This window comes from Rhizobium leucaenae USDA 9039, assembly GCF_000426285.1.
Classification (GTDB): Bacteria; Pseudomonadota; Alphaproteobacteria; order Rhizobiales; family Rhizobiaceae; genus Rhizobium; species Rhizobium leucaenae.
Map to the genome: position 1 here is coordinate 1 of NZ_AUFB01000065.1, position 11197 is coordinate 11197.

At 57.0% G+C, this 11197-nt stretch carries 10 protein-coding genes and 2 pseudogenes; 3 read left to right on the forward strand and 9 right to left on the reverse strand.

The window, feature by feature from the left end; genetic code table 11:
* Positions 1-97 precede the first annotated feature (97 nt).
* From K290_RS0132620 to K290_RS38680, 3 genes are read right to left on the reverse strand one after another with little or no spacing between them, the layout of a single operon-like run.
* The gene (locus tag K290_RS0132620; protein WP_004126146.1) at positions 98-1105 is read right to left on the reverse strand and encodes a tyrosine-type recombinase/integrase; all 1008 of its coding nucleotides are present in this window, start codon (positions 1103-1105) and stop codon (positions 98-100) included.
* Positions 1102-2034: a tyrosine-type recombinase/integrase gene (locus K290_RS0132625; protein WP_004126144.1), complete on the reverse strand. Its 933-nt coding sequence runs from the start codon at positions 2032-2034 to the stop codon at positions 1102-1104. The genes K290_RS0132620 and K290_RS0132625 overlap by 4 nt, the downstream gene beginning before the upstream one ends.
* A complete protein-coding gene (locus K290_RS38680) occupies positions 2031-2618 on the reverse strand; it encodes a site-specific integrase (RefSeq protein WP_028755352.1) in 588 nt (195 codons plus the stop codon). The genes K290_RS0132625 and K290_RS38680 overlap by 4 nt, the downstream gene beginning before the upstream one ends.
* 138 nt (positions 2619-2756) lie before the next feature.
* On the opposite strand from K290_RS38680, the gene K290_RS38835 reads away from it, so the two are divergent.
* A complete protein-coding gene (locus K290_RS38835; RefSeq protein ID WP_276307848.1) occupies positions 2757-2882 on the forward strand; it encodes a hypothetical protein in 126 nt (41 codons plus the stop codon).
* A 293-nt stretch (positions 2883-3175) separates the two neighbouring features.
* On the opposite strand, the pseudogene tnpB reads toward K290_RS38835, so the two are convergent.
* Positions 3176-3295 (reverse strand): annotated as a pseudogene (gene tnpB / locus K290_RS36990) (IS66 family insertion sequence element accessory protein TnpB); the annotation flags it as partial.
* On the reverse strand, positions 3292-3762 hold the full coding sequence (gene tnpA, locus K290_RS0132640) for an IS66-like element accessory protein TnpA (RefSeq protein WP_004128939.1): 471 nt from the start codon (positions 3760-3762) through the stop codon (positions 3292-3294). The pseudogene tnpB and the gene tnpA, both read right to left, overlap by 4 nt.
* A gap of 276 nt (positions 3763-4038) precedes the next feature.
* Between tnpA and K290_RS0132645 the strand changes: the two genes are divergently transcribed.
* Positions 4039-5328 carry an ATP-grasp domain-containing protein gene (locus K290_RS0132645; RefSeq protein ID WP_004128937.1) on the forward strand — a complete coding sequence of 430 codons (1290 nt, stop codon included), beginning with the start codon at positions 4039-4041 and terminating at the stop codon, positions 5326-5328.
* A gap of 517 nt (positions 5329-5845) precedes the next feature.
* On the opposite strand, the gene ltrA is transcribed toward K290_RS0132645, so the two are convergent.
* Positions 5846-7096: a group II intron reverse transcriptase/maturase gene (gene ltrA, locus K290_RS0132650; protein ID WP_004128932.1), complete on the reverse strand. Its 1251-nt coding sequence runs from the start codon at positions 7094-7096 to the stop codon at positions 5846-5848.
* Between the two features lie 694 nt (positions 7097-7790).
* Between ltrA and K290_RS37000 the strand changes: the two are divergent.
* Positions 7791-8531: pseudogene (locus tag K290_RS37000) on the forward strand (IS5 family transposase).
* A 69-nt stretch (positions 8532-8600) separates the two neighbouring features.
* Here K290_RS37000 and K290_RS0132660 read toward each other — a convergent pair.
* The 3 genes from K290_RS0132660 to K290_RS38135 all read right to left on the reverse strand — a co-directional run bounded on the left by K290_RS0132660 (position 8601) and on the right by K290_RS38135 (position 10983).
* Positions 8601-8915: a c-type cytochrome gene (locus tag K290_RS0132660; RefSeq protein ID WP_245276724.1), complete on the reverse strand. Its 315-nt coding sequence runs from the start codon at positions 8913-8915 to the stop codon at positions 8601-8603.
* 120 nt (positions 8916-9035) lie between these two features.
* Entirely contained in the window at positions 9036-10637 is a 1602-nt protein-coding gene (locus K290_RS0132665) for a flavin monoamine oxidase family protein (protein WP_004128922.1), read from the reverse strand.
* Between the two features lie 127 nt (positions 10638-10764).
* Positions 10765-10983 (reverse strand): LexA family protein, encoded by a 219-nt coding sequence (locus tag K290_RS38135; RefSeq protein ID WP_154668712.1) that lies wholly within the window; start codon positions 10981-10983, stop codon positions 10765-10767.
* Positions 10984-11197 lie beyond the last annotated feature (214 nt).

Sequence of the window (11197 nt, forward strand, 5' to 3'; positions counted from 1 at the left end):
CCCTTTTTATGCATCGGGTGAGATTTTGTGGCGGAGCCGTCATGGCGCCAGCCGGGGACTGCCAAATCTGGCATCTTCCGCCACATAATGTTTTAGCTTAGATGCTGTTCAGCAGTTGCAGAACGGCATCGGTGGGCCGGAAGCGCGTCCCGTAATCGCCCTTGATGCCCGCCTTTTCGAGTCCGTTACGCATCATCTCGACATCCGCGGCGGCATAGCGGTGGGTGGTGGCGACCTGTGCGTGCCCGAGCCAGGCTTGAATCGTCAAAAGATCCACGCCGGACTGGAGAAGCTTCATGGCAAGGGAGTGCCGGAAGATGTGTGGCGATATGGGCTTTTCGGCCAAATCCGGCCTTGTGGCCACTGCCTTGGCCGCCGCTCGTCGTACGATGTGGGTCGCCCCGAAGCGCGTCAGGCGCTCATTGTGGGCACCGATAAAGATCGGTCGTGGTTCGTGGTTGGTGATTCCGCGCTCGCGCAACAAGGCCGCCAGCGCTCTCGCCAGATCCTGAGGAACGGGGATGACGCGATCTCTGCGCCCCTTACCGTGCAATAGCACCTGCGAGTGCGGGCGTCCCAACTGAAGGTCGTCAGCATTGACACCGATGGCTTCGGAGACCCGCGCGCCGGTCCGCGCCAGGAACAGCAGAAACGCGCGGTCGCGCCGACCACGGGGCGTCCTCTGATCGGGCGCCGCAATGACGGTGTCCACTTCTGCGTCGGTGAGATGGTGCGTCACCTCAATGTGCGCGCGTTTTGTGGGAATCGTCAGCACGCGTTGCGCGACACCAAAGGACGCCGGGTCGGCGGCTGCCACATGGTGGAAGAAAGATCGTATCGCAGCTAGTCGGGCATTACGCGTGGCGACGGTGTTGTTCCGCTTCTCCTCGAGTTCGTCGAGAAATGCGAGAACGAGGTCTCGATCGAGATCTTCGAGCACCAACGCCGCCGGCCTCTTCCGCAACCTGGCGGCGGCAAAGAGGATCAGCATGCGCAAGGCGTCGCGATAGCTCGCGACAGTCGCGGGAGTGGCGTTGCGCTGCTTGGTTAGGCGCCGGCGAAAGTAGGATTCCAGGAGCGGCGCCAGGAGCAGATGTTCGCTCATGCTGCACCTCCATCGAGGAAAGCGCGGTCCGCCGCAATGGCGAGAAGATCCGCCGAACCAGTGAGGTAGTAAGCGGTATCGCTGTAGCTGGCGTGGCCGAGATAGGTGGCGAGCAACGGGAGCAACGCCTGAACGTCTGCGCGCTGTTGATGCCAGAAGCTGAGGCGGGTCACGGCGAACCGGTGCCTGAGATCGTGCGGCCTTAAGGGCTTACCGCCATCAAGGCCGGAGAGCTTACGCACCTCGGCAAAACCGTTTTGCAGGCCGGTCGCTGAGAGGCGGTTGCCACGAGAGCTGAGGAAGAAGCCCTGGTCCTTGGGCGTGGGAAAAGCGGCGTCACGCTCACTGGCGTAGTGGCGAAGGGCAGCCTGGGTCGTCGTGTGAACTGGAACGAGACGGTCCTTGCGGAACTTCGTCTTCCGAACGAGAAGAACCCCGTTGGTCAGATCGACGTCGGAACGATCAAGCCTTACCACTTCGCCAGATCGCAGTCCCGAGCTTGCCAACAATCCGATTAGCGTTGCCATCGTCCGCCCCCTGAGAGGGATGCTTGGCGAAATGCGCGCACATGCGTCGATGAGCGACGCCAACTCTGACTCGCTGAGGATCCGCGGCGGCGGAATTGCCCTGGATCTGGGAAAGACCCTACGCTCCAAGCTCTCGGTTTGGGCGTCATAGACGGCGAGATACTCGTAGAATCTGCGGAGCACGCCGTGACGAGTGGTGCGGCTGTTGGCGGCCCCGCCGAACGATAGGACGAAGTCCAGCGCCATCGTCCGGGTGGCGGGCGCGTCGATTTGAGTGCGTTCAACGTAGCGGACAAAAGCGCGCAACGTACCAGCTTGCTTACTGAAGGCATAGCCGAGCGAGTGGCGCAGTTCGATGTAACGCTCAACCTTCTCGCCGAGGAATCGGGCAAAGGCGGTCATGCGGCGCCTCCCGGAAAGGGGAGTGCGACCTCGGCGAGTTGCGAGGCCGCAACCTTCACGTACAACGCCGTTGTGTTGATGCTCCGGTGGCCAAGAAGATCGGCGACCTCGTTGATTGGCCTTTGCTGCCTGACGAGCTGGGTGGCAAGGCTGTGGCGCAGGAGATGCGCACCTGCGACTCGCCCAAGTTCGACCCCGCCATGCCGCAACCGCTTCCGCACGATCCTCGAAACAGGCGACGCGCACTTGAACGGCCCCAGCGGCGGCGTGAAGGACAGGAACAGATACGGACTATCCACCTTCGGTCGAGCGCGCAGGATGTAATCGGCGAGTGCGGCGCCGGTCTCCTCTAGGAGTGGCACCACCCGATCACGCTTGCCCTTGGTGCGCCGGACAAAAACCTCGCCAGTACGCCAGTCGATATCCTTCAGCCGAATGGCGCGTAACTCGCCGTTGCGAATGCCCGTAGTGGCGAGCAGCAGCAGGACGGCTCGATCGCGGATGTCGACCGGCGTCGTTGCGCCGATCGCATCGATCGCCTGCCGAACGTCATCCCATGCAAGGCGTGGCGGCAAATGTGCCAAACGCCAAGAGGGCGTCCTTGGGACAACGCCGGCGAGATCTTGGCGATGGTAGCCAGCCCAATACAAAAACCGAAGAAATGTTCGAGTGTGAGCAGTCGCTGCCGTGCGGCTGCCGGAGGTCGCCGATAGCGACAGCCGATGCTCGACAGCAGCAAGGACCTGCTCAGCCGTCAACGGCTCGAGGTCCTGGCCGAGATGGTGATGGCGGAACCAATCCAGAAAGCGGCGGCCGCCCAGAAGAACGCCTCGCGGCAAACTGGCTAAAGCGCGCAATCCGGCTCAGGTAAATCTTGGCAGACGCTCGCTTATAACCGAGCGTGAAAAAATGCTCCGCGAAGCGATCCATCTCGCCGCCGAGCGCACCGCTACGCAGACGCTTGAGTACCCCACGATACGAAAAATAGAAGTCGAGCATATTGCCCCTCCAGTATTGCGGCGCAGGGGGATCCCGCGCCCGTCAGAGAGGCATGAAATATTATGTGGCGGAGAATTCTAGATTTGGCAGTCCCCGGCTGGCGCCGTAATGGCTCCGCCACAAAATCTCACCCGATGCATAAATATGGATCGGCCGCAAGGGCTGACGCCACCAACGCCACCAGGCCATTCATGCCGCGCCGGAAGTCGACAGGTCGCGTCGCAACCATGATCTTCACACCGCTTGGTGAAAGTCCGATCACCGGCGCCCTCGCAACACCGCCACCATCGCCTGCGCCAACTCGGGCGCCACCGAGCCGATAACCGTCATGCGTGCGCCCGCAATTTCGATCTCAATTCGGCCAGCAAGAACCTCCGAGGCATTCGATGGCGAGCCTTCGTGTCGTGCGCCATCCCCAACCACTGTCACCGGCACGAACACGGCAGACGGCAAACTGGCCTTTGCCGACCGTTGAGAGGTTAGTCCGGCATCCCGTCGCCACACATTCAGCAAGCCGCGATTGACGCCCCAGCGCCGGGCAACGGCCGAGATGTTCACGTCAGGTTCTGCGCTTTCCGCAAGGATCTGCGCCTTCTCCTCGTCAGTCCAATTCCGCCGCTGGCGCCGACCGGTGATCACCTCGATCCGGCGATACTTTCCCTCATGCCTGGCTTCATGCATGCCTTCATCCATGACTTCAAGCATGGCATCAACGCGATCTCCAACCATTCCATTCCGCTCCTATCGATGAAGGAGCTTATCTCACGGCCTCATTCACAAAAGAAAAGGTGGGTTGTTCGTCGCGCTCACGGATGACAGTAGTTTGCCACAGCAATATTAGACGTCGTCGCACGTCCTCTCAGAAAAAATTTACAAAATCTTCGCGTTCGCAGATTGCTCGGCAATGATACGTTCACCCGCAAATCCGCGGAGAGGCGTGCGTAAAAACTGATGGAAATTCATCCTCAGCTCGCCTGAAAGCACGCCACATGGAGGTTGACGCCAATGAAAGGAAGAACACTCATCTTAATTGAAGGTTCACGGGCTAATGGCCCGCTGTACGTCCAAGCGGCTCAGCGGCTTGGTCTCCATCTTATTACTCTGTCTGCAGATCCAGCTCAGTACGACTATCTTGGCGCGAACGAGGTTCAGACAATCTGTGTCGATACAGACGATCTCGATGCGTTAATCCGCGAATGCTACCAGTTAAGCACGACTTATGAGATTGCTGGCATTACCGGGTTTCCAAGCCCGAGCGAGACAGTCTATGCAACAGTTGCCCGACTCTGTCGACACTTCACTCTACCTGGACCGGACCCCGCATCGATTGATCGATGCTGCGACAAATTTGTGCAACGCCAAGTACTCGCGGAATACGGAGTTCCAGTACCTGCTTACCGCTTGGCAACAGATGCAATGGAGGTGGAATGCTCAGCGGAGAAGATTGGTCTGCCGGTGATACTAAAGCCAACCGCAGGCCTCGGCGGCAGCGGTGTCCGATTGTGCCGGGATGCCAAAGAGTTAGCTCAACATACGAGCCATCTGCTCGACGGAGATCACCCGTGGCAATCTTCGCCGAAGATACTCGTCGAAGAATTCGCACAAGGCCCGTACTACGGCGCTAATACAATGGGAAACCAAGTCATTGCAATTGGTACCGCTGACTTCGGCCCCCCGCCACATTTCGTCTTTCGTGAATACACCTTTCCTGCCCCGCTGACTGAAACCGAACTTCAACGCATCATCGATGTTTCACTTAGCTGCTTGCGAGCTCTCGGTCTTGGATGGGGACCGGCAAACATTGAATTCCGATGGACGAACGATGGCCCAGTTGTCATTGAAGTTAATCCCCGCCTTCCGACCGGGGAAGCTAGACTGGTTCAACTGGCGTACGGCGTTGATTTGATCACGGCGCACATCAATCTTGTCATCGGCCAACAAATTTGTGACTTGCGAGCAAAGCATTCGCACATAGCAGCAGTGAGGAGCCTGCTTCCGGAGGGCGATGGCATCCTCGATTGGATCAGTGGTGACAATCGCGCGGCTGCTGTACCGGGTGTCAACGAGGTCAAATTTTACGTTACACCAAAGGCACAAATCGTCAGAAGAGGTGATTATTTAGACTCGATTGGACATGTCATCGCATGTTCGTCAAGTCGTTCTCAGACAGAAATGATGCTGGAGCGTGCCGTTAATCTGATCAGGTGGTCAATCGCACCATTTCCGTCCCTTTGCGAACCGGACGAAATATCGACCTCAATCTCCGGGGCGAAGGAGGCGCCTCGCGAAGGATGATCTAAATAAGAGTTTGCAAGGCCTTCTTCTGGGAGCTTCGTATTCCTTTTGCTAGTGCCCTCTTGTCAGATGGCAGGCTTGCCAACAAACAGTCATGTCTTGGACAACAGCGCGAACGATGCTGAAGGATACAGCATCACAGATCCGTTCAGTTAACTGCAGCGCCGATGCTTCTGTCCTCGCTTGACCATTTACGTTCTTGGGAGCGAGCGACTCATATGGGAAGATCGGGTCAAGAACTCCATCGCATGTTTTCTTCGGTCGCTCTTTCGGCATCCAAGGCTGAGCCTGTTCGCGTGAACGGGCCTGTTTCCATTGCCGGTTCAAACTCACATTCGGTCGCCGCGCCGAGCGGCTGCACCATCATTCCGCTTGCGTTGCGGCAAAGGCTCGGGAGGACGAGACCATTCTTAGTAGCGGCGTTTGAAGCCATGTCGCGATCGGGCGAGTCGCGGAGGGACTTCACCCTCCGCGCTCTCAGAACCGTGCGTGAAACTGTCGCTTCACACGGCTCCCATCAGACGAACTTACCGGTTATTCCGAGCTGCCAATGCACGAAAAGCTTCGTTCGACTTTGGGCAAGGCGTTGTAGAAATTTCCCTGCTTGGGTCGAACGGGCATAGCGCTTGAACTTCCTTCTCACCCACACGCACAGCGTCTGATTGACGTAACGCCGCAAGGCATCCAGCGCCGATGGCGTAAACCGCCCGTAATACGCAATCCACCCCCGGAGGAGCGGATTGATCTCGCGAGCAATGTCGGCCAGCGACACATGCGTTTTCTGTCGGAGTTTCAAGTCCCGGATCGTCGCCCGCATGTGGTTCAGCGCCGAGGGAGCAACCCCCGGCGTAAATCGGCAGAACAGTCGCCCATTTTGCGGATTTCTCACCACTCGCGGTCGAAAACAGTATCCGAGAAAGTCAAAGCTGACGTTCGGATACGTTCCCCTGCGTTTGGGGTCTTTGCAGTAACCGATCTTGGTTTTGGTGGGATGCATTTCCAGCTGGCATTCCGCCAGCCTTGCTTGAAGGGCAGCCTTGACGGCCTCCGCTTCCTGTTCGGTCCGGCAGTGCACCAGACCGTCATCCGCATACCGGCACCATGGGAGGTCGGGGTATGTCCGGTTAGAGATCAAATGCGTAGTGCAGGAACAGATTTGAAAGAATCGGACTGACCACACCCCCTTGCGGGGTACCGCGATCCGCCCTATCCTTTGTCCATCCTGTTCCAAGGGCGCCGTCAGCCATCTTTCGATATAGAGCAACGCCCCTTGACCCTTGACATGCTTGTGGACCGCCTTGAGCAAGAGATCGTGCGCCAAGTTGTCATTTAGGCCCTTGATATCAAACTCTAAAACCCAATCATATTTCCAGCACCGCTGACGCGTGATCCCTACCGCGTCCAGAGCAGATTTGCCCGGTCGGTAGCCGTAGGAATCTGGCCGGAAGATCTGATCAAGTTCCGGTTCAATGAGCCGTTTGACCACCATTTGCGCGATCCTATCGCTCACGGTGGGCACACCCAAAATCCGCTGGCCCCCAGTCTTTTTGGGAATGGGGACGGCACGGACCGGTGGCGGAAAGTAGCTTCCCGAACTCATCCCGTTCCAGATCTTGTAGAGATTACCCTTCAAGTCGGCTTCGAACTGCTCGATCGTCTGCCCATCCACTCCGGCCGCACCACCATTGGATTTGACCGCTTTATAAGCTTCGTACACCAGCCGCTTATCGATCCTAAACGGCTTGTCTGTCGTATCCGCCGACGTCATCCTGTCTCCAGTTGTTTCGAAAATACGACCACCTGATCCGAGCCCTTTGCTCCAGCTCCATTAAAGCGCCTTCATCACTACTACGGGTCGGTTCGCCCCAACTTCCTGTATCTGTACTCTCGCCTCACGGTGATGTGCCGCTTGTGCTTCTCCCTTGGCATCAGAAAGCTGGTTCCTGCAGTTCCGCGCAAAAGCCTGTGACCGACTCACGCCCTCTCACCGCCGACCGCCGTCCGCCCGATAATCAGGCTCCTGACGGACTTGTCTCAGAGGAACGAACCGCCCCTGATTTTGACGGTATCTGACCAGTTTACGACGAGTCTTCGAGGGTTCACGTTTGTTCGTCTTTCGGACACGCACCTGCTCATGGTCATGCCATGAGCTTTTGATCCGACGCTCACCACCACGGCTCTTTACCGCAGCAAGCAGCTCGGACTGGTTTGGAACCTGCTCCTGAAAGCCGATCCCGAGGGGCCCACCCTCATCTTTCACGCAGCTTGTCCACACGTTAGTTGTTCATGTTGAACTCCCTTCATGTGTGCCTGCAGCACACGTTCGTCCCCCCTGGATCCGCCAGGATTGATCGCTCCTGGAAGATTACAGCGTAAACTCATAAAATTTCTTGGCATTTATCGACCGCCGTGATTCAAGGCTTCGAAATAGGGAAGCATTTGATGACGGTCGTCGCTACGAACTGACTGACCACGAATGGTCGATTATATCGCCGTTGTTACCCAACAAGCCACGCGGCGTTGCCCGCGTTGATGATCGGCGGGTACTGAATGGCATCCTCTGGCGGTTTCGAACGGGCTCGCCTTGGGCGGAAGTTCCGGAACGCTATGGCCCGCCGACGACCTGTTACAACCGCTTCGTCCGCTGGCGCAAAGCCGGGGTATGGGATCGGCTTCTTGAAGCGGTGTCCAAGGCCTACGATGGCGACATCGTCATGATCGACTCGACCTGTGTCCGCGTTCACCAGCACGCGGACACGGGAAAAAAGGGATGGAGACGATGGTGGCATGGGACGTTCCCGCGGCGGCCTTACGAGCAAAATCCATGCGCTCGTCGATGCCGAAGGTCGCCCGGTCAATCTGCGTCTGACTGGTGGACAGATCGCCGATTGTGCCGAAGCCGACGCGCTGACGGATGAGCTTGGCGAGGGGGACATCCTGCTGGCCGACAAGGGTTATGACACGAATGCCATACGGGCTAAGGCCGCCGAGAGAAAGGCCTGGGCCAACATCCCGCCGAAGAGTAATCGCAAGGGCTCTTTGTATTTTCGCGCTGGGTCTATCGGCAACGTAATCTCGTGGAACGGTTCTTCAACAGGATCAAGCAGTTCCGAGGCATCGCAACCCGATATGACAAGCACCCGGAAAACTACCTCGCCGCCGTAAAGCTCGTCGCAACAAGAATATGGTGCCAGAGTTTATGAGTCGACGCCGTAGAGAATTTGGCTTGCTGCGGTCATTCTCTTCTTTCGAAACGGACCGTCGTGTTCGCCTTATCGGATGTCCGCCACGTCCTCGCGTGTCACTTCATTTTCGTAATTGTTGCCGAAATTTGTGCGCACGTAGTTAACGACGGCAGCAACTTGGTCATCGCTCATCATATGACCGATAGGTGGCATGCCTGTATGCCCGTGGAGCACCAAGTAAACTGGGTAATCCCCGACCACTAGATTCTGATTTTGAGTAAGGGCCGGATATTTGCCTGCCCCCATCGCACCTTCCCCATGGTTCATATGACAAGCGGCACAGACGTTCGCATACAGCGCTTCCCCGCTTTGTTCACTGAAGTTCTCACCGTCGCTCAACATTACTTGGGCTCCGACGGGGACAGCGAGCGCCATCGTCAAGATTGAAACAACAACGGAGCCTAGAGGCCCTTTGGAGTTTTTCGCCATCGGAAAAAACCTTCAATTGGTCGCAACGTATTATCAGCCAGCCATGATGCGCTTATGAAGCCTTGTGATTGCGTCTAGTGAGGAGAGAATCGCCCCCTCCATCCAGGCCGGGACTTGGGATGCATGCTCGCCGGCGATTACTACGCGACCGTCGATCTTGCAAAGATTATTGAAGTGTTCCCTGCGGGTGTCTTCCGTCCAGTCCCCGGCGCAGCCAAGTGTAAACGGGGAGCGATGCCAGGCCCAGGAAACGCCATTTTCGAACTCCTCTTTGTATTGAGGATGGATCCGCGCACCGTATTCGACAACCCGCTTCACGCGTTCCTCGGGAGCCATTGACGTGAACTCATAGGAATTCGGCCCATTCCAAGTGTAACAGCCCAGCAGAACGCCCTTTCCCTTCGTATTGAAGTCACTGCTTGGATAAGAAATCTGCCGGATCGGCAGATTGGTGTAGCTCACGCCCCCGAAAATCAGGTCATCTTCCTCCCAAAAACGACGCTTGAACTGTAGGCCTACCTTCACGGATGATGCATAGGGTACAGCTTTGATCGCTGCGAGCATTTCGGCGCTGACATTGATGTCGATTTGACTGAGGATCGTCAGGGGAATCGTACATACGCACCAGTCGCCGCTCGCCCGCTGTATTGTACCGGGATTCTCGCTGTCTTCGTAATAGGCCGTGACGCGCTTCTCGTCCTGCTCGATCTTTGTCACCTTGGCGTTATAGGTGACGAGGTCGTCCACTTCCTTGCTGAAAGCCTTGCCAATCAGGTCGATGCCGCCACGTGGCTGGAACATGGTTGTTTGGAATTCATAGCGCGCAAAAGCGGCTAGATCGCTCCAAAGGCCCGAACCTAGTATTTCGGAAAGGCTCAGCGGCTTTCCGGACGTTGGCACGACGCTATTTCTCCCCGCGCGATAGGCTTCGACCGAACCGCGAAACTCTCTCACGTGTGTGCTATTCTGGTAGGCATAATTCTCATCCAACGCGCCCCAGGAGCGAAGGGCCTCAAGTAGCATCTCCTGATCTTCCTTAGTGACACTCCCTTCGAGTGCGCCCTTGCGCGTCACCTTACACAGCAGCTCTGATATGTGTCCCCGAATATCGGTCATAACGTAACGCACTCGCTGCGGCTTGCCGCCGCCCCCCCTTGTGGAGTGCAGGAACGCGTTGTGGTTGAGTTGTTGGAAGGGCTCTAGCACCACGCCCAGCCGCTTGCAGTATGCGAGCAAGCCATGGTGATGATACGGAATTCGCCACGGACCAGGATTGATGTAAAGCCCCTCATCAAATTCACAATTCCGGATCTCGCCGCCCAGTTCCTTCACGCTATCGCCGCCGCGTATCGTCCAATTTCGGCCACCTACTCGATTGTTGTATTCCAGTATTTTCACGTTGTAACCGGCCTGACGCAGTTCGAGTGCTGCCGTCATACCCGCCAATCCTGCTCCAAGAATCAAGACGGAAGTGTCCTTCGGAGCGCCTTCCAGCTTTATTGGTCCGTTGTATCTAGACTCACCAGCCAGCCCGAGCGTAGTCATGGCGTGGTACATCGTCATACTGCCTGCAGTCATACCGATTAGCGATAGAAGATTGCGCCGGTTTAAGCCAACTAGCTTATCTTGTGCCATTTTCCGTCCTCTCACTGTCCGTGCCAAAACTGTAAGTTTGCGAAGCCCTTTGAAACTTTTTTTATCCATTCAATCGCTATGCCACCACGGCAACTAGTACCGCTCCTAAGAGATTCTGACTGGTGAGCTAGCGTAGGATTGGCAGCGCCTCAGGTTCTACGAGCAATTGAATGCTTCGCGCTTCTCCAGGCTGGCGTTGAATGAGACCGGCCTTTTCCAGGGTTATCACCATCTGGTGTACAGACGGTGCGGTCACCTCAAAGTGGCGACGCATGTCCGCTTCTGCCGGGGAGCGTTTGAAGATCCTGGTATAGGCATAAATGAAGGCCAGGTATTGGCCCTGCAGCTGCGTGAACTGTGGCGCTCCGGCAGGAGGCTCCTTGTCTCGTTGCGCGGGCTTATCCCAGGATGACGAAACGGTCCTGGTTTCGACGACGCTTGAATTTCTTAACGACGCGTCTTCGGATGGTTCACTTTCGTTCGTCTTTCGGACACGCACCTGCTCGATCTCGTCCGAACTTTTCATCCGACGCTCACCACCACGGCTCTTTACCGCAGCA

What these genes read in the sequence shown, in the direction of transcription:
- tnpA (WP_004128939.1), bottom strand. Translation starts at nt 3,762, where the DNA reads ATGGTTGGAGATCGCGTTGATGCCATGCTTGAAGTCATGGATGAAGGC.
- K290_RS38835 (WP_276307848.1), top strand. Translation starts at nt 2,757, where the DNA reads ATGCTCGACAGCAGCAAGGACCTGCTCAGCCGTCAACGGCTCGAGGTC.
- K290_RS0132660 (WP_245276724.1), bottom strand. Translation starts at nt 8,915, where the DNA reads ATGTTGAGCGACGGTGAGAACTTCAGTGAACAAAGCGGGGAAGCGCTG.
- K290_RS0132665 (WP_004128922.1), bottom strand. Translation starts at nt 10,637, where the DNA reads ATGGCACAAGATAAGCTAGTTGGCTTAAACCGGCGCAATCTTCTATCG.
- K290_RS0132620 (WP_004126146.1), bottom strand. Translation starts at nt 1,105, where the DNA reads ATGAGCGAACATCTGCTCCTGGCGCCGCTCCTGGAATCCTACTTTCGC.
- K290_RS0132645 (WP_004128937.1), top strand. Translation starts at nt 4,039, where the DNA reads ATGAAAGGAAGAACACTCATCTTAATTGAAGGTTCACGGGCTAATGGC.
- ltrA (WP_004128932.1), bottom strand. Translation starts at nt 7,096, where the DNA reads ATGACGTCGGCGGATACGACAGACAAGCCGTTTAGGATCGATAAGCGG.
- K290_RS0132625 (WP_004126144.1), bottom strand. Translation starts at nt 2,034, where the DNA reads ATGACCGCCTTTGCCCGATTCCTCGGCGAGAAGGTTGAGCGTTACATC.